Genomic DNA, 16,563 nt, shown 5'->3' with positions numbered 1-16,563 from the left:
ACCCGGCCCGGCTGGCCGAACTGGCCGCCGCCCCCGCCCGCCGCGACTGGTGGCGCGAGCGCGTTCGGCTCTGCCACGCGCTGCTAGCGTCGTGCGGGTGACGACCCTGGCCTACGACGACGTCGGCTCCGGCGACCCGGTGGTGTTCATCGCCGGGACCGGCGGAGCCGGCCGCACCTGGCACATTCATCAGGTCCCGGCGTTCGTCGCGGCCGGCTACCGCTGCATCACCTTCGACAACCGCGGCATCGGCGCCACCGAGGACGCCGACGATTTCTCCACCCAGGAGATGGTCGCCGACACCGTGGAGCTGATCGAGTCCGTGGCCGGTGGCCCGGCACGGCTGGTCGCGATGTCCATGGGTTCGTTCATCGCGCAGGAGCTGATGCTGGTTCGCCCCGACCTGGTCCGGCAGGCCGTGCTGATGGGCACCCGCGGCCGGATCAGCACGGTCGGCAAGATCTTCCGCGACGCGGATCTGGAGCTTCTGGACTCCACTGTCGACCTGCCGGCGGCCTACACCGCCAAGGTTCGGATCCTGGAGAACTTCTCGCCCAAGACCATCCACGACGAGAAGGCCGTCACGGAGTGGATGGAGATGTTCACCGCGTTTCCGCTCAAGCGCACCTCCGGCTGGCGCGCCCAGGCGACGGTGGCGCCCCGGGAGGACCGGCTTCCCGCTTACCGATCCGTGACCAACGACGTGCTGGTGATCGGTTTCGCCGACGACATCATCACCCCGCCGGCGCTGGGCCGGGAGGTGGCCGACGCGATCCCGGGTGCGCGCTACGTCCAGATCGCCAACGCCGGTCACCTGGGGTTTCTGGAACGGCCCGAGCAGGTGAACTCGGCGGTCCTGCAGTTTTTCGCGGGCACGCTGATCTGAGTCACCGCCGGTCTTCGCCGCCGGGTCTCGTTGTTCGCCCCGGGTGCCGGTTGTGTCAGGCTGTAGGGGTGAACCCCTCGACGGTTCAGGCCCGCGTCGTCGTCGACGAGCTCGTCCGCGGCGGGGTCCGTGACGTGGTCCTGTGTCCCGGGTCACGCAATGCCCCGCTGGCCTTCGCCTTCGCCGACGCCGACCGTGCCGGTCGGCTTCGGCTGCATGTCCGCATCGACGAGCGCACGGCCGGCTATCTGGCCATCGGGCTGGCGTTGGGAAGCGGTCGCCCGGTGCCGATCGCGATGACGTCGGGCACGGCGGTCGCCAACCTCGGTCCGGCGGTCGTCGAGGCCAACTACGCGCGGGTGCCGCTGATCGTGCTGAGCGCCAACCGGCCCTACGAGCTGCTCGGCACGGGAGCCAGCCAGACCATGGAGCAGCTGGGCTACTTCGGCACCCAGGCGCGGGCGGCGATCAGCCTGGGTCTGGCCGAAGACATCGAGACCCCCGGTGGCTTGAGCCCACTGGACGCCCTGAATGCCCTGAATGCCCTGAATGCCCAGTGGCGCTCGGCCACCTGCCGGGTGCTGGCGGCCGCCACCGGGGCGCGCTCGGCCAACGCCGGGCCGGTGCAGTTCGACATTCCGCTGCGCGAGCCGCTGGTGCCCGACTCCGACTCCGATACCGCCGGCATGCCGCCGGGCCGGCCGGACGGCAGTCCGTGGACCTACACCCCGCCGGTGACCTTCGATCAGCCGCTGCGCATCGATCTCACGCCCGACACCGTCGTGATCGCCGGTCACGGCGCCGGTGAGCATCCCAACCTCGCGCAGCTGCCTACCGTCGCCGAGCCGACCGCCCCACCGGCGGCCAACCCGCTGCACCCGCTGGGGCTGCTCACGCTGCGCCCCCGGCAGGTGATCATGCTGGGCCGCCCGACCCTGCACCGGCCGGTCTCCGCACTGCTGGCCGATCCGGAGGTCTCGGTGTACGCCCTGACCACCGGGCCGCGCTGGCCGGACGTGTCGGGCAACTCGACGGCCACCGGCACGCGGGCCGAGACCGTCGGGACTCCCGACCCCCAATGGCTGCGCCGCTGCGCCGATGTCCACCGCCACACCCTCGAGGTCGTCCGGCACCAGCTCGCCGCCCACCCCCTGGCGACCGGTCTGCACGTCGCCGCCGCCGTGGCCGGCGCGCTTCACCCCGGTGACCAGTTGGTGCTGGGTGCCTCCAACCCGGTGCGTGACGCCGCCCTGGTGGGTCTGGACACCCGCGGAGTGTCGGTGCGGTCCAACCGCGGCGTCGCCGGCATCGACGGCACCGTCTCGACCGCGATCGGCGCCGCGCTCGCCCACGACCGCACGGGTGGTCGCACCGTGGCCCTGATCGGTGACATGACCTTCGTCCACGATTCGTCCGGGCTGCTGATCGGCCCCACCGAGCCGACGCCGCGCAACCTGACCATCGTGGTGTCCAACGACAACGGCGGGGGTATCTTCGAGCTCCTCGAGCAAGGCGATCCGCGATTCGGCGATGTGTCGTCGCGGATCTTCGGCGCACCGCACGACGTCGACGTCGGGGCCCTGTGCCGGGCCTACCACGTCGACTCGCGGCAGATCGAAGCCGATCAGCTCGGGGCCGCGCTCGATGAGCGGCACGAGGGCATGCGGGTCCTGGAGGTCAAGGCCGACCGCTCGACCCTGCGCCGGCTGCACGCCGACATCCGGGCGGCCCTGTGACCGGCAGGCTGCCCGGCCTGCTCAAAGCCGCTCTGCCCCAGCGTGATCCCGATCTCCCGGACACCGCCGAGCGCAAAGCGCTGCGGTGGGCGAAGATCGCGGTGTGGGTCGTCATCGCGGTGGTCACCCTCCAGTCGGTGCTGCTGGTCGCCGGAGCCTGGCGCAACGACCGGCAGATCGAACGCAACATGGGAACCGCGGAGGCCGAGGTCCTCTCGGCGGGTCCGCGCCGCTCGACGATCGAGTTCGTCACACCCGACCGGGTCACCTACCGGCCCGAGCTCGGGGTGCTCTACCCCTCGGAGCTGTCCGACGGAATGCGGATCTACGTCGAGTACGACCGCGGCAGCCCCAATCTGGTCCGCGTCAAGGATCGCAACGCAGCACTGGCGATCATCCCGGCCGGCTCGCTGGCGCTGGTCGCCTGGACGGTCGGTGCGGCGGTGCTCATCGCCCTGGCACGAGTGGAACAGAAATGAGCCGCGCCTCGCTGGACAAGGACCCCCGCGAGGTGGCGTCGATGTTCGATGCGGTGGCCCGCCGCTACGACCGCACCAACACCGTGCTCTCGCTGGGTCGCGACCGCCACTGGCGCCGGGTCACCCGCGCCGCGCTCGGCGCCGGACCGGGCGACACGGTCCTGGATCTGGCGGCGGGTACCTCGGTGTCCACCGTCGAGCTCGCGCGCTCCGGCGCGTGGTGTCTGGCCGCCGACTTCTCGGTCGGCATGCTGCACGCCGGCCGGTCCAGGGCCGTACCCAAGGTGGCCGCCGACGCCACCCGGCTGCCGTTCGGCGACGGCGCGTTCGATGCCGTCACCATCAGCTTCGGTCTGCGCAACATCGTCGACCACGTCGCGGGCCTGCGGGAGATGGCACGCGTCACCCGGCCCGGGGGCCGGCTGGTGGTGTGCGAGTTCTCGACCCCCACCATCGCGGTGTTCTCGACCGCCTACAAGGAGTACCTGATGCAGGCCTTGCCCCGTATCGCGCGCGCGGTGTCGAGCAACCCGGAGGCCTACGTCTACCTCGCCGAGTCCATCCGCGCCTGGCCCGACCAGCCGACCCTGGCCACCCAGATCGAGCAGGCCGGCTGGTCGCAGACCCGATGGCGCAACCTCACCGGGGGCATCGTCGCCGTGCACACCGCCGAAAAGCCCACTAGCTGAAGGGTCTTCGCCGATCCGCCAGACGCGATCCGGCTCCGGCGGCCCGCCACACCCGAGCCACCCAGTCCGCGTCGTCCTCGGTCACCAGATTGGCCATCACCCGAACCGCGATACCCATCAGGGTCGTTGAACGCATCGCCAGCGGCCCGGTCAGCGGCAGGAACCGGGGCACGGTGAGGAGCAGCCCCAGCCGGCGCGCCACCGAGAAGCCCCGCCCGTAGTGGTGCTGCAACAGCGCCGGCCAGGCGGTGTGCATGTCCGTGTTTCCCACCATCTCGGCGGCCAGCCGACCGGTCTCCAGCCCGTAGTCGATGCCCTCGCCGTTGAGCGGGTTCACGCATGCCGCGGCGTCGCCGACCAGCATCCAGTTGGCACCGGCGACACCCGACACCGCCCCACCCATCGGAAGCAGCGCGGAGGACACCGCCCGGGGCGGCCCGGTGAAACCCCAGGCGGCACTCTTGAGATCGCTGTAGTGGCGGATCAGGGTGCGCAGAGCCACGTCGGCGGGCCGCTTGGCGGTGGCCAGTGCGCCCACCCCGATGTTCACCTCGCCATTGCCCAGCGGGAAGATCCAGCCGTACCCGGGCAGCACCTGCCCCTCGGCCGAACGCAACTCCAGATCCGAGGAGATCCACGGCTCGGCGGCGCGCGGCGAGGCGAGGTAACCCCGCACAGCCACCCCGTAGACCGTCTGCTGGTGCCACTGCCGTCCGAGAACCCGGCCCAGCGGCGAGCGGGCGCCGTCGGCGACGATCAGCCAGCGACAGCGCACCCGGGTGCCGTCGGCGAGCAGCAGGGCTTGCACCCGCCCGGCGGCGTCCCACGCGACGTCGACCGCCTTTCGCCCCAGCAGCATCCCGGCGCCCGACTCTTCGGCGACCGCGCGAATGCGGTCGTCGAGTTCGGTTCGGGGCACCGCCGAACTGGCTGCGGGAAATGACGGACCCGGCCAGTGCACCTGGACGTCGGCGCCGAATCCGCTCATCCGCAGCCCGTGGTGGCGGACGCGACCGTGCAGCCAGTCGCCCAGGCCCAACCGCTCCAGTTCGACCATCGCGCGCGGGGTCAGGCCGTCGCCGCAGGCCGTGTCCCGGGGGAACTCCGCCGCAGCGAGGACCAGCACCTCGTGACCGGGCCGCGCCGCCCAGGCCGCGGCTGCCGACCCGGACGGCCCGGCTCCGACGACCACGACTTCCGCGCCGGGGTCGGCTCTGACCTGGTAATCCTGCGCACCCATCGCTACCAGTATGTTGGGTGGATGCGAACACCGGCGAGTGTGGTGGCGGGAGTCGACCTCGGCGACCCGGACTTCGCGACGAGCGTGCGCGACGGGGTCGCCCGCGTCGACGAGCTCATCGCCGCCGAACTGCACGCCGCCGACGAATTGATGACCGAAGCCGTGCTGCACCTCTTCGAGGCCGGCGGTAAGCGGTTCCGGCCACTGTTCACCGTGCTTTCCGCGCATGTCGGCCCGCGACCCGACTCGTGGGAAGTCACCGTGGCCGGGGCGGTCATCGAACTGGTCCACCTGGCGACGCTCTACCACGACGACGTCATGGACGAGGCTCAGATGCGTCGCGGCGCTCCGTCGGCGAATGCTCGCTGGGGTAACAACATCGCGATCCTGGCCGGCGACTATCTGTTCGCGACCGCCTCCCGGCTCGTCTCGCGGCTGGGCCCGGACGCCGTCCGCATCATCGCCGAGACCTTCGCCCAACTGGTCACCGGGCAGATGCGCGAGACCAAGGGCGCCGCCGACGGCGACGACGCGGTCTCGCACTACCTGAAGGTCGTCTCTGAGAAGACCGCGTGTCTGATCGCCGCCTCGGGCCGTTTCGGCGCCACCTTCTCGGGGGCGGACGCCGATCAGATCGAGCGGCTAGCCCGGCTCGGCGGGATCATCGGAACGGTGTTCCAGATCTCTGACGACATCATCGACATCGACAGCGACCCCGACGAGTCCGGCAAGCTGCCCGGTACCGACCTGCGCGAGGGGGTGCACACCCTGCCGGTGCTGTTCGCGCTGCAGGAGACCGGCCCGGGCGCCCGGCGACTGCGGGAGCTTCTCAGCGAGCCGGTCCGGGACGACGAGGCTGTGGCTGAGGCGCTGGCGCTGCTGCGTGCGTCCGGCGGCATCGCCGCAGCCAAGGCCACCGTCGCCCAGTACGTCACCGCGGCCCGGGCCGAGTTGGCCGCGCTGCCCGACGTGCCGGGCCGCCGCGCGCTCGCTTCGCTGCTGGACTACACCGTCGACAGGCATGGTTAACCCTTTGGGAACTGTTCGGGGCGGCTGCGGCGTTAGGCTGCCGGACGGGCAATCGAGGAGGCGACGCAGATGACCTGGCATCCGACCACCAACCGGATCAAGACTTTCTTCCTGCTCGTCGGGATGTCGACGCTGATCGTCTTCATCGGCGCGCTGTTCCAGAACCGGTCGGTGCTGTGGCTTTCGGTGCTGTTCGCCGTCGGCATGAACGTCTACGTGTACTTCAACTCCGACAAACTCGCGCTGCGCGCGATGAAGGCCCAACCGATCACCGAGGTGCAGGCGCCGCAGATCTATGCGATCGTTCGGGAGTTGGCCACGACCGCGCATCAACCGATGCCCCGGCTCTACATCAGCAACACCGACAGTCCCAACGCGTTCGCCACCGGGCGCAATCCCCGCAACGCCGCGGTCTGCTGCACCACCGGCATCCTGCAGATTCTCGACGAGCGCGAGCTTCGCGCCGTGCTCGGCCATGAGCTCTCCCACGTCTACAACCGCGACATCCTCATCTCCTGCGTGGCCGGCGCGCTGGCGTCGGTGATCACCGGGCTGGCGAATATGGCGATGTTCGCGGGTGCTTTCGGCGGCGGCAACCGCAACGGCGGCGGCCCCAGCGGCCTTGCCCTGATTCTGGTTTCGCTGCTGGGGCCGATCGCGGCGACCGTGATCCGATTGGCCGTGTCGCGGTCACGGGAGTACCAGGCTGACGAATCCGGCGCCGAGCTGTCCGGAGACCCGCTCGCCCTGGCCTCCGCGCTGCGCAAGATCAGCGGCGGGGTGGAAGCAGCCCCCCTGCCACCCAGTCCGCAGCTGGCCGATCAGGCCCACCTGATGATCGCCAGCCCGTTCAGTTCCCGCGAGCGGTTGGGCAAACTGTTCGCCACCCACCCGCCGATCGCCGACCGGATCGCGCGGCTGGAGAGGATGGCGGGGAGCTAGCGGGGGAGCTAGGGAGTCGCGGCCGAACCGTTGAGAGCGGACCGGTCTCGGATCTGGCGGCTGCCCGAACGATCCGCGTCGGACTTAGTCGGCTTGGGCGCCGGCGCCTTGATCTGATTGGCGCCGCGGTTGATGCCGTCCACGGCCTCCCGGACCTTCTCGACCACCGATCCGACTGCGTCGGTGACCGCGTCGATCGTTCCGGAGACGAAGTCGGAGCCCGGCTTGGGCGAGTTGGGCCTGTTCGGACCGGTCGGGCTGAGGTCGACCGGTGGCCGGCTGACGTTCACGCGCGGTCCGGGCCGAATACCGCTGGGGCTCAGTGCCGGCGGAGTCGCCGACGTGCTGGTCGCCGCGGGGTTGTCGGTGGCCGAACCCACCGCTCCGGCCGATTCGGACGTGGGGTCGACTCCCGCGGCCGGAACGCGGACCCGCGTCACCTCGGCGGGATCGGGCACCGGTGCGAGCGTGGCGGCGGGTGCGGGCAGAGCGGGCGGGGCCGGTGGAGCGGCCGCCATCGGCGCGGGCGTGAAACTGGGCAGGGGCGGCAGGTTCAGCGTCGCCAGCTGCTGCTGCAGCGTGCTGTTGAGCGTCTGGAAGGCGACCATCGTCATGTCGTTGACCCGCTGAACCAGGGCCACCACGCCGTCGGGATAGACCACCTTGGTGACTTGCGTGTTCGGGTCGAAGTCACAACTCACCGCGCCGGTGCAGTCCACCTGACCGTTGGCGTCGATGACCGGTTTGCTGTGCGAGTTCAGCGACTGCTCGGAGATCGGCGCGCTGGCCGCCGGGGCGCCCGGAACCTGAGGGGGAAGCACGTTCACCTGCGAGCTGTTCGGGGTACCGCCGGCTTGGTAGAGCAACTGCTGCGGATCGAGGGGGTTGGCCGTCGGCGCGGTGGACTGCAGCAAAGAAGACAGCTCGGCGGCGTCCCCGGTGCCGTCGCCGATGGCCACCACGTCGCTCTGGCTGTCGGCCGCCGGGATGCCGAGCAGGCCGAGCGGCCCGGAGAAGTTGGTGTGGACGAACCCGTCGGTGGTCTGCCCGGTGTAGGCCAGGATTGTGAAGCCGGTTGCTGCGGCGCCGCTGAGCAGGGCAGCGCGAAGGACATGCTCCGTCGCCGCCAATTGCCCAATCACGCCGTGCCTTCCGAAAAACTCAGCATTATCGCGACTTCAGTTTAGGCCTTTTCGATTCGTTTCACACCCTCCGTGGCAAATTAAACACCTTCGCTACAGTATCGAGATGGCACCCCGCGGCTGCACCTCGCTGACCAGCGCGTTTGCCGTGGCCTTGGTGGGGGTCGTGGCGGGTTTGCCAGCCACGGCCGACGCCGACCCGGACCCCCTGCCGCCCCCGCTGCCCGACGTGAACAGCTACCGGGCGCTGGATCCGGCGGATTACGCCGCGATGGGCGGCTCGGTCTACGCCTTCGCCGGCCCGGCCGGAGTCACCTGCGTGCTCAACCGGCTCAACGGTGGCTACGGCTGCAGCGGCCCCCTTCCCGGCGCACCGGCCGGGGTGAATCTGGTCAGCGCGGGCCCCGTCGGTGCGCCGACCTTCGCCTCCGCCGACCGCCCGATTTTCGCCGCCGCCGGCGACGTCACGCCGCTTCCCCCGGGCACCCGGCTGAGTTTCCGCGACATCAGCTGCGGAACCGACGGCGCCGGCGTCCTGGCATGCGTGAACAACCGCGAGCAGGTCGGCTTCGTGATCAGCGCCACCAGTACGACGATCAACGCCTCGAACCCGCTGCTGGCGCGACCCGACGGCGGCCCGGGTTAGAAGCGGCCGCTCTCGATCTCTTTGCCGGGTTTCTCGGCCATCAACCCCTGGTAGGCGTCCTCGACGGTGGCGCCGTGGTTGACCACGGCGTCGACCTCGCGGGCGATCGGCATGTTCAGGCCGTACTTCTCGGCGAACTCCATGATCACGCTGGCGGACTTGACGCCCTCGGCGACCTGACTCATCGAGGCGATGATGTCGGCGATCGGTTTGCCCGAGCCGAGTTCCTCGCCGACGAAGCGGTTGCGGCTGCGCTTGGAGGTGCAGGTGACGATCAGGTCACCCATTCCGGCCAGACCGGAGAAGGTGTCGCGCTTGCCGCCGACGGCCTCGCCGAGTTTGGACATCTCCCGCACCGCGCGCGCCATCACCATGGCGCGGGTGTTCTCGCCGATACCCAGTGCGTAGCCCATGCCGACGGCGATGGCGTAGACGTTCTTCAACGCCCCGGCCATCTCCACGCCGATCACGTCGTCGGTCGTGTAGGTGCGAAATCGGCTGGTGCGGAACATGTAGGCGAGGTTGGCGGCCAGGTTCTGGTCGGGCATCGCCAGCACGGCGGCGGCGGCGTACCCCTCGGCGACCTCGCGGGCGATGTTCGGCCCGGCCAGGATTCCGGCCGGGTGGCCGGGGAGGACCTCGTCGACGATCTGGCTCATCCGCATGTTGGTGCCCTGCTCAAGTCCCTTGACCAGGCTCACGACCGGCACCCACGGCCGCAGCTCCTTACCCAGTTCGACCAGAACGCTCCGGAAACCGTGCGAGGGCACCCCCATGATGATCACGTCGGCGCAATTGGCCGCCTCGGCGAAATCCGTGGTCGCACGGAGGTTTTCCGACAGCTCGATCTCTTCGCCGAGGTACTCGCTGTTGCGGTGGTTGGTGTTGATGTCGGCTGCGGTCTCCGCGGAGCGAACCCACTGCAGGGTCTCGGCGCGGCGGGCACAGATCGAGGCGACGGTGGTGCCCCAGGAGCCTCCCCCGAGCACGACGACTTTGGGTTCGCGGCGGCCATGTGTCATGGCGACCAAGGTAACGCCGTGCGGTGCCGGGCACCGCGGGTTCAGGGAATCCGCGTGGACGCGACCAGTGCCCGGCCGAAGACCATGTCCTCATCGATCTTGTCGACGAGCCGGTGGTCGAGCACGTCGGCGAAGTAGTCCTGACGCACCATCCAGGGTCGCTTGGTTCCCGACTTCGGCAGCGCGTGCGGGTTACGCATCACGTAGCCGGCCTGCAGGTCCCAGGTCGGCCTCTCCGGAATCGGCCCGGACCCGAGCCGTGGGTAGGCATGGGTGAACCCGTGGGAGTCCATGTGCTCGATCAGACGTGCCGCCGATCGTGCGGTCATATCGGCGCGAAGGGTCCACGACGCGTTGGTGTAGCCGATGCACCAGAACAGGTTGGGCACCCCGTCGAGCATGAGGGCCTTGTAGGAGAATCGGTCCTGCGGCTTGATGTCCGCGCCGTCGATGCTGATGCAGATTCCGCCGAGCGCCAGCAACTGCAGGCCGGTGGCGGTGACGATGATGTCGGCGTCGAGGTGACGGCCTGACTTCAGTGCAACACCGGTTCGGTCGATGTGGTCGATGTGGTCGGTGACGACTTCGAGTTTTCCGCTCTTGATCTCGTCGAAGACGTCGCCGTCGGCGACCAGGCACATCCGCTCGTCCCAGGGGTTGTAGCGCGGGCGGAAGTCCACATCGACCGGATACCCGGCCGGCAGCATGCTGGAGTTCTGCCAGCGCACCAGCTTCCTGGTGAACGTCGGAGCTCCCCGCGCGAGCACCCAGATGAACTTCTCGAAGATCAGCGCAAGCGCGCGGATGACCGGATAGGAAAACCTGTGCGGCAACACCTTTCGAATAGGATCCATGACGGGGTTACGCCGGGGCATCGAGAACAGGTATCCCGGTGAGCGCTGCAGCATGACGACCTTGGCGGCCCTCTTCGCCAGGGCGGGGACCATCGAGACCGCGGTGGCTCCGGAGCCGATCACCACCATTGTCTTCCCGCCGTAGTCGAGGTCATCCGGCCAGTGTTGCGGGTGCACGACGGAGCCGGCGAAATCTTCGAGACCGGCGAGCTCAGGGGTATAGGGGTCGTCGTAGTTGTAGTAGCCGGTGCCGAAGAAGACGAATCTGCCGCGGTAGCAGACCTGCTTGCCGTCGGTGGTCGCGCGTACCGTCCAGGTGTCGGTGTCGGAGTCCCAATCTGCGGACTGCACCCGGGTGCCGAAGCGGATGTGGGGGTAGATGCCGTGCTGTTTGGTGGCATCCTCCATATAGTCGCGGATGCGGTCGCCGTCGGCGACGTACTCTTCGCCGGGCCAGGGCGCCCACGGCCAGCTCAGGAGATAGATCGATGAGTCCGAGCGCACCCCGGGATAGCGGAAGAGGTCCCAGGTGCCGCCGATGCGCTCACGGCCCTCGAGGATCACGTACCGCGCCGCGGGGTGGCGCTCGGTGATGCGGTGGGCTGCGCCGATCCCGGAGATGCCCGCGCCGACGATGACGACGTCGTAGCTCTCGACGGTCTCCGCAGCGCTCACCACGCCTCCCCTGCCTGTCCGGGTATGGCCTCCAGCTTAGGCGCTCGTTGTCAGCGGTAGTTGACGAACTGCAGGGCGACGTCGAGGTCGGCGCCTTTGAGCAGGGCGATGACCGACTGCAGGTCGTCGCGGCTTTTGGAGGTGACGCGCACCTCGTCGCCCTGGATCTGGGTCTTGACGCTCTTCGGCCCGTCATCGCGGATCAGCTTGGTGATTTTCTTGGCGTTCTCGCTGCTGATGCCCTGCTTGAGCGAGCCGGACACCTTGTAGGTCTTTCCCGAAGGCTGGGGATCGCCGGCGTCGAAGGCCTTCATCGAGATGTCCCGGCGGACCAGCTTTTCCTTGAACACCTCGACGGCCGCCTTGGCGCGTTCCTCGGTGGAGCTGACGATCTCGATCACCTCCTCGCCCTTCCAGGAGATCGAGGTGTCGGTGCCGCGGAAGTCGAACCGGGTGGCCAGTTCCTTGCCCGCCTGGTTGAGCGCGTTGTCGACCTCCTGACGGTCGACCTTGCTGACGATGTCGAACGACGAATCCGCCATGTGCGGTGCCCTCCTGATGGGTCAGGCCGGTTTGTGCCCGGGGTCCGCCCCCGTTGTACCCTGCAAGACGCATCAAACCAGGCAGGTTGCCCGAGCGGCCAATGGGAGCGGACTGTAAATCCGTCGGCGAAAGCCTACAGAGGTTCGAATCCTCTACCTGCCACCCGTGTTCGCCCAGTTGAGGGGCCCAAGCAGACAATCGGCTCTGGCTAAACAGCCAGCCCAGTACCCAGCCCAGTACGCAGCAGCCGCGTCCAGCGCGTTAGCGACGGCATCAAGATCATCCGGAAACAGGTGTCCGTAGCGGTCGAGGGTTGGTACCGCCTCTGATCGCAAACGAGGCGCAGGTATGTCGCAGATCGTGAAGGCGGACGCCATGGATCCGTCCACCGCTGTTACCGCATTGCTGAAGCGGTAACGCGCTTGGGCAAACGTCAGATAACCGCCCCGGGTGGATTGGAACACCAAAGCAGTCTTGTCGTGTTGGCCGATTTCTGTTTCAACTCATTCAAGATCGCATTGGACACGACCGTCGATGATCGGATTCCACGCGAATGCCCTCGAAGTAGATACGCGAATTCTTCGCAAGATCGAGCCAGAGCGGGCTTTGATCAGAGTTCTTCCGGAGGACTGATTCGGGAAAGTCCTATTCGAACGCTCGCCTGAGTCGATAGGGTGCCTAAACCCAGGCGCAAGTGGTTCCCGTCTTGGGGTAGCGCCCGAATGGCCACACAATTGGCGGGCATCTCATGCCGACCAACGAAAGGATTTTAGGCGTGCGAACCCTCTCCGCGCTTCCTCCCTGGCTACTTATCGCCATCGGATTCGTGTTGTTCACTTTAGTTAGCGCTGGTTGCCGGTTGGCCCTTCGCAGGGCGGCTTCGCCCGAACGAAGCACGCAGGTGGAAGGGTTCGCCGGAAAACTGCTCGGCGTGTTTGGGGCGTCTTTCGCCCTCCTCGTCGGTTTTTCGATCACGATCACCTGGTCGGCGGTGAGTGCTGGCCAGGACGCAGTCGACCTCCAGGCAGGCGTGGCCCAACAACTTTCGTGGGCCGCGAGTGCGCTGCAGGACCAAGCCGGCGCCGACGTTATCAACGATAACTTGCGCGATTTTCTGAACACAGTTGTGCGCGATGATCAGCCACATCTCGCGGAGGGGAACGTCAGTGCGCTGCCGTCTGACGAAATATTTGACACTCTGCAGAACAACGTGCACCGAGTAGCATCCGGGCAAGCTAACGCGGACCCGGTGGCGAGCGGAATGGTGTCGGCCTCCGCATCGCTGACCGCCGCCTGGAGCAAAGTAACCTCCGTGGCGCAGCGAAAGCTTCCGGCTGTTCTGGTGGCGCTCATTTTCGCGTCCGGGCTATGCCTGGCGGCCGTAGTAGGTATGTCAGCGCTTACGGTGGAGCGGCCCTTCCTCATGTATCTCTCGGCGCTCATTTCCGCGATGTCCATCGCCGTGGTGTTGATCACCGACTTTCCCTTCGTTGGAATCGCGGTCGACCTCGCACCGCTGAGCGTTTCTGCCAGCTCCATTTAGCTGGGAAATACGGATCTGCGTTCTGCGGATCGAGTTAGACCGCCAGTGATCACACGTACGTAATAGCCGACCGAATGCCCCCAGCTGTAGATAAATGCCGTGAACTGCGGTGGATCTGTTCCGCAGTAGAAGCGAACCCAGCTATCCCGTCAGCATCCGCGATTGTGTTTCGAGGCCATCCGGACTGACCAACGCCGAGAAGATCGGACGTAAACCCGTCGGCTAACGCCTACACACGTTCGAGTCCTGTACCTGCCACTCCTTGAGCTTCAACAAAAGATCTTCCGGACCCGCAGTCGCCGGTCCCGGTCCACAGCAACTTGCTAGCAAGCCGCAATACCGTATTTCTTACGGAGTGATGAAGGAGTGATCGTGAGGATTTTCCGAAGCCCGATGAGCCTGTTCATCGGCGGAATGTATGCCGTGGTGGCATTGGTCGTGATGGTTTCCGCCGGCGCGTTGGGATCGGTTGTCTCTGCGGGCACCGCCCTCGCGGCCCCGACGAGCACTGTCACGGTGCAGGACCAGGGCGGTAGCGACGGCGCGCTGGTGGATACCGACGGAACGCCCGGGAACCTGGATTCCGACGGCACCCAGGGTGATTTCAGGTCCGCGATGCAGGGCTCGGTTTCCGGCCCGATCATGGTTGCGACCCCGCAGGGATAGTTCGCCTTTGCGAGGATGAACAGCATGCGCTCTGCGATGCCGGTGCCGGACAGGGGCACACCCGAGGCGAGGGTGCTGGTCGTCGATGACGAGACCAACATCGTCGACCTGCTGGCGGCCAGTCTCAGGTTTCAGGGTTTTGAGGTCGATACCGCCACCAGCGGCATGGAAGCGCTCGACCGGGTCCGTAAGGCCCGCCCGGATGCGGTGATTCTCGACGTCATGATGCCGGGGATGGATGGCTTCGGCGTGTTGAAGCGGCTGCGTGACCGCGGAATCGATGCTCCCGCCCTTTTTCTCACCGCCCGCGACAGCCTGCAAGACAAACTGGCCGGCTTCAACCTGGGGGCAGACGACTACGTCACCAAGCCGTTCAGCTTGGAGGAGGTCGTGGCCCGGCTGCGGGTCATGCTGCGCCGGGCGAAGGGGTCGGAGAAGCCCGAAAATTCCCGCCTGGGATTCGCCGACATTGAGCTCGACGAGGAAACACACGAGGTGTGGAAAGCCGGAGAGCTCGTATCGCTGTCGCCGACCGAGTTCGCGCTGCTGCGCTACTTCGTCATCAACGCGGGCACCGTCTTGAGCAAACCCAAGATCCTCGAACACGTGTGGCACTACGACTTCGGCGGCGATGTCAACGTCGTCGAACTTTATGTCTCCTACCTCCGTCGCAAGATCGATTCCGGGCCCAAACGCCTACTGCACACTTTGCGCGGAGTCGGCTACGTGTTGAGGGAGCCCCGCTGAACGGGCGTTGACGGTGCTCGAGAACAATAGTTTGATGCGGCCTCCCCGCTCGCTGCCACTCCGGGTGACATTGGTTGCCGCGATGTTGCTGCTGGTCGGTTGTGGCCTGGTGGCATCTAGTGTGGCGGTCACATCGATCCTGCGACACAGCCTTGTCAGCAGAGTCGATGAGACCCTGCTCGACGCTTCGACCGGCTGGGCACTGCAACCGCGCCGGATGGTCCTGCCCGATGAGGTACCCAATCCTGCCCGCCCACCCTCCAACTTCTACGTTCAGGGCGTCGACGCCTTTGGCGGGTTTTGGGCGGCGAGCAACGATCGCAAGGCCCGACCGGCGCTGCCTCGCACCAACAACGTGGGTCCCGTCCCGGTGACCATCGCCTCGATCGGCGGCTCGACGGTGAGATGGCGGGCAGTGACCGTTCGCGGGGCCAACGGCGAACTGATCACCGTGGCGATGGATTTGTCCGAGGTGCAGTCGACCGTACGGGCGCTGGTGTTGCTTCAGATGGGTATCGGCGTCGCCGTTCTGGCGGTCCTCGGCCTGGCCGGAACCTGGATGGTCAACCGCAGTTTGCAGCCGCTGGTCGAGGTCGAGCAGACCGCTGCGGCCATTGCTGCAGGCCAACTCGATAGCAGGGTGCCGCAACGCGATCCGCGCACGGAGGTCGGCAGGCTGTCCCTCGCGCTCAACGGCATGCTCAGCCGGATTCAGAACGCGGTTGCTGCCTCGGCCGGCTCAGCGGAAAGGGCCCGACTGTCCGAGGAACGGATGCGCCGTTTCATCACCGACGCCAGCCACGAACTGCGAACTCCGCTGACGACGATCCGCGGCTTTGCCGAGTTGTACCGGCAAGGAGCCGCTGACGATGTGGAGATGCTGATGTCACGGATCGAGAGCGAGGCGCGGCGGATGGGGGTGCTGGTCGAGGATCTGCTTCTGCTCGCCCGACTCGATGCCCAGCGTCCGTTGGAGCGCCGTCCCGTCGACCTGCTGGTGCTGGCCAGCGATGCCGTTCACGATGCGCACTCCGTCGCGCCGAATCGCACGATCACCCTGGAGTTCCTCGACGGGCCGGGCACCCCCGAGGTGTTCGGCGACGACGCCAGGCTTCGCCAGGTGCTCGGCAATCTGGTCGCCAACGCCCTTCAGCACACGCCGGAAACCGCGGACATCAGCGTCCGGGTGGGCACCGACGCCCGAGGCGCGGTGCTGGAAGTGGCCGATCAGGGCCCCGGTATGAAGCCTGTCGATGCGCAGCGGGTGTTCGAGAGGTTCTACCGGGCCGATTCATCGCGCACCCGTTCCAGTGGGGGAACCGGACTCGGCCTGTCGATCGTGGACTCGCTGGTTCGCGCGCACGGTGGTCGAGTGACGGTGACCACCGCACCGGGGCAGGGGTGCTGTTTTCGGGTCACCCTGCCGCGCATTCCCGACCCACCGCCGACACCCGGGTTCGGCACGGGGAGCGCGCTTTCCCGGGCGGAGTAAAGTTCGCGAGAATACTCATCACCGCAGCGGAGGAACACCGATGGCCGGCGGTCTGGTCGGATTGCTCGACGACGTGGCGGCGCTGGCGAAGCTGGCCGCCGCGTCCATCGACGACGTCGGTGCCGCAGCGGGCCGGGCCAGCGTGAAGGCGGCCGGCGTGGTCGTCGACGACGCCGCCGTCACTCCGAGGTATGTCAGCGGATTGGCCGCCGAGCGCGAGCTGCCCATCATC

17 protein-coding genes and 1 tRNA gene are annotated in these 16,563 nt (G+C 67.5%); 13 read left to right on the top strand and 5 right to left on the bottom strand.

Annotation, left to right across the window (positions count from 1 at the left end; all coding sequences use genetic code 11):
* The first annotated feature begins 97 nt into the window (after positions 1 to 97).
* From ACKOB8_RS08095 to ACKOB8_RS08080, 4 genes are all read left to right on the top strand, one after another.
* Complete coding sequence (locus ACKOB8_RS08095; protein ID WP_526376696.1) at positions 98 to 886, top strand: alpha/beta fold hydrolase; 789 nt, start codon at positions 98 to 100, stop codon at positions 884 to 886.
* 68 nt (positions 887 to 954) lie between these two features.
* Entirely contained in the window at positions 955 to 2,622 is a 1,668-nt protein-coding gene (gene menD / locus ACKOB8_RS08090) for a 2-succinyl-5-enolpyruvyl-6-hydroxy-3-cyclohexene-1-carboxylic-acid synthase (RefSeq protein ID WP_526376695.1), read from the top strand.
* Between the two features lie 8 nt (positions 2,623 to 2,630).
* Positions 2,631 to 3,101, top strand: coding sequence for a DUF3592 domain-containing protein (locus ACKOB8_RS08085; protein WP_526376697.1), 471 nt, complete (start codon positions 2,631 to 2,633; stop codon positions 3,099 to 3,101).
* Positions 3,098 to 3,790: a demethylmenaquinone methyltransferase gene (locus tag ACKOB8_RS08080; RefSeq protein WP_526376694.1), complete on the top strand. Its 693-nt coding sequence runs from the start codon at positions 3,098 to 3,100 to the stop codon at positions 3,788 to 3,790. Before ACKOB8_RS08085 ends, ACKOB8_RS08080 begins: the two co-directional genes overlap by 4 nt.
* Here the strand turns inward: ACKOB8_RS08080 and menJ are convergent.
* Positions 3,783 to 5,030: a menaquinone reductase MenJ gene (menJ, locus tag ACKOB8_RS08075; RefSeq protein ID WP_526376693.1), complete on the bottom strand. Its 1,248-nt coding sequence runs from the start codon at positions 5,028 to 5,030 to the stop codon at positions 3,783 to 3,785. The two genes, ACKOB8_RS08080 and menJ, sit on opposite strands and share 8 nt — an antisense overlap.
* A 21-nt stretch (positions 5,031 to 5,051) precedes the next feature.
* On the opposite strand from menJ, the gene grcC1 reads away from it, so the two are divergent.
* Positions 5,052 to 6,059, top strand: coding sequence for a nonaprenyl/(2E,6E)-farnesyl/geranylgeranyl diphosphat synthase (grcC1, locus tag ACKOB8_RS08070; RefSeq protein ID WP_526376692.1), 1,008 nt, complete (start codon positions 5,052 to 5,054; stop codon positions 6,057 to 6,059).
* A gap of 69 nt (positions 6,060 to 6,128) precedes the next feature.
* Positions 6,129 to 7,001, top strand: coding sequence for a zinc metalloprotease HtpX (htpX, locus tag ACKOB8_RS08065; RefSeq protein ID WP_526376691.1), 873 nt, complete (start codon positions 6,129 to 6,131; stop codon positions 6,999 to 7,001).
* A gap of 8 nt (positions 7,002 to 7,009) precedes the next feature.
* Here the strand turns inward: htpX and ACKOB8_RS08060 are convergent, their stop codons facing one another.
* On the bottom strand, positions 7,010 to 8,143 hold the full coding sequence (locus ACKOB8_RS08060; protein ID WP_526376690.1) for a hypothetical protein: 1,134 nt from the start codon (positions 8,141 to 8,143) through the stop codon (positions 7,010 to 7,012).
* Positions 8,144 to 8,249: 106 nt separating this feature from the next.
* On the opposite strand from ACKOB8_RS08060, the gene ACKOB8_RS08055 reads away from it, so the two are divergent.
* A complete protein-coding gene (locus ACKOB8_RS08055) occupies positions 8,250 to 8,789 on the top strand; it encodes a hypothetical protein (RefSeq protein WP_526376689.1) in 540 nt (179 codons plus the stop codon).
* Here ACKOB8_RS08055 and ACKOB8_RS08050 read toward each other — a convergent pair.
* Genes ACKOB8_RS08050 through ACKOB8_RS08040 form a run of 3 tightly spaced genes read right to left on the bottom strand, consistent with a single transcriptional unit; the run spans position 8,786 to position 11,882 of the window.
* The gene (locus ACKOB8_RS08050) at positions 8,786 to 9,811 is read right to left on the bottom strand and encodes an NAD(P)H-dependent glycerol-3-phosphate dehydrogenase (RefSeq protein WP_526376688.1); all 1,026 of its coding nucleotides are present in this window, start codon (positions 9,809 to 9,811) and stop codon (positions 8,786 to 8,788) included. The genes ACKOB8_RS08055 and ACKOB8_RS08050 overlap by 4 nt on opposite strands.
* Before the next feature lie 41 nt (positions 9,812 to 9,852).
* Entirely contained in the window at positions 9,853 to 11,340 is a 1,488-nt protein-coding gene (locus ACKOB8_RS08045) for a flavin-containing monooxygenase (protein WP_526376687.1), read from the bottom strand.
* A gap of 50 nt (positions 11,341 to 11,390) precedes the next feature.
* Entirely contained in the window at positions 11,391 to 11,882 is a 492-nt protein-coding gene (locus ACKOB8_RS08040) for a YajQ family cyclic di-GMP-binding protein (protein ID WP_526376686.1), read from the bottom strand.
* A gap of 80 nt (positions 11,883 to 11,962) precedes the next feature.
* Between ACKOB8_RS08040 and ACKOB8_RS08035 the strand changes: the two genes are divergently transcribed.
* The 6 genes from ACKOB8_RS08035 to ACKOB8_RS08010 form a co-directional block, all read left to right on the top strand.
* A tRNA-Tyr gene (locus tag ACKOB8_RS08035) sits at positions 11,963 to 12,045 on the top strand.
* A 586-nt stretch (positions 12,046 to 12,631) separates the two neighbouring features.
* Positions 12,632 to 13,426, top strand: coding sequence for a bestrophin-like domain (locus ACKOB8_RS08030; protein ID WP_526376685.1), 795 nt, complete (start codon positions 12,632 to 12,634; stop codon positions 13,424 to 13,426).
* Between the two features lie 393 nt (positions 13,427 to 13,819).
* The gene (locus ACKOB8_RS08025; protein WP_526376684.1) at positions 13,820 to 14,092 is read left to right on the top strand and encodes a hypothetical protein; all 273 of its coding nucleotides are present in this window, start codon (positions 13,820 to 13,822) and stop codon (positions 14,090 to 14,092) included.
* Positions 14,093 to 14,107: 15 nt separating this feature from the next.
* Complete coding sequence (locus tag ACKOB8_RS08020; RefSeq protein WP_526376683.1) at positions 14,108 to 14,839, top strand: response regulator transcription factor; 732 nt, start codon at positions 14,108 to 14,110, stop codon at positions 14,837 to 14,839.
* Positions 14,840 to 14,873: 34 nt separating this feature from the next.
* The gene (locus ACKOB8_RS08015) at positions 14,874 to 16,331 is read left to right on the top strand and encodes a sensor histidine kinase (RefSeq protein WP_526376682.1); all 1,458 of its coding nucleotides are present in this window, start codon (positions 14,874 to 14,876) and stop codon (positions 16,329 to 16,331) included.
* Positions 16,332 to 16,371: 40 nt separating this feature from the next.
* Positions 16,372 to 16,563, top strand: a 192-nt coding sequence (locus ACKOB8_RS08010; RefSeq protein ID WP_526376681.1) for a DUF808 family protein, incomplete at its 3' end; no start/stop codon positions are given.

Origin of the sequence: Mycobacterium sp. (assembly GCF_046091765.1) — a bacterium.
Taxonomy (GTDB): Bacteria; Actinomycetota; Actinomycetes; order Mycobacteriales; family Mycobacteriaceae; genus Mycobacterium.
Note: the sequence above shows the minus strand (reverse complement) of the source record. Positions and strands in the feature narration are given on the sequence as shown.

What these genes read in the sequence shown, in the direction of transcription:
- ACKOB8_RS08020 (WP_526376683.1), top strand. Translation starts at nt 14,108, where the DNA reads ATGAACAGCATGCGCTCTGCGATGCCGGTGCCGGACAGGGGCACACCC.
- menJ (WP_526376693.1), bottom strand. Translation starts at nt 5,030, where the DNA reads ATGGGTGCGCAGGATTACCAGGTCAGAGCCGACCCCGGCGCGGAAGTC.
- ACKOB8_RS08040 (WP_526376686.1), bottom strand. Translation starts at nt 11,882, where the DNA reads ATGGCGGATTCGTCGTTCGACATCGTCAGCAAGGTCGACCGTCAGGAG.
- ACKOB8_RS08080 (WP_526376694.1), top strand. Translation starts at nt 3,098, where the DNA reads ATGAGCCGCGCCTCGCTGGACAAGGACCCCCGCGAGGTGGCGTCGATG.
- ACKOB8_RS08050 (WP_526376688.1), bottom strand. Translation starts at nt 9,811, where the DNA reads ATGACACATGGCCGCCGCGAACCCAAAGTCGTCGTGCTCGGGGGAGGC.
- ACKOB8_RS08015 (WP_526376682.1), top strand. Translation starts at nt 14,874, where the DNA reads ATGCGGCCTCCCCGCTCGCTGCCACTCCGGGTGACATTGGTTGCCGCG.
- grcC1 (WP_526376692.1), top strand. Translation starts at nt 5,052, where the DNA reads ATGCGAACACCGGCGAGTGTGGTGGCGGGAGTCGACCTCGGCGACCCG.
- htpX (WP_526376691.1), top strand. Translation starts at nt 6,129, where the DNA reads ATGACCTGGCATCCGACCACCAACCGGATCAAGACTTTCTTCCTGCTC.
- ACKOB8_RS08025 (WP_526376684.1), top strand. Translation starts at nt 13,820, where the DNA reads ATGAGCCTGTTCATCGGCGGAATGTATGCCGTGGTGGCATTGGTCGTG.
- ACKOB8_RS08030 (WP_526376685.1), top strand. Translation starts at nt 12,632, where the DNA reads ATGCCGACCAACGAAAGGATTTTAGGCGTGCGAACCCTCTCCGCGCTT.
- ACKOB8_RS08055 (WP_526376689.1), top strand. Translation starts at nt 8,250, where the DNA reads ATGGCACCCCGCGGCTGCACCTCGCTGACCAGCGCGTTTGCCGTGGCC.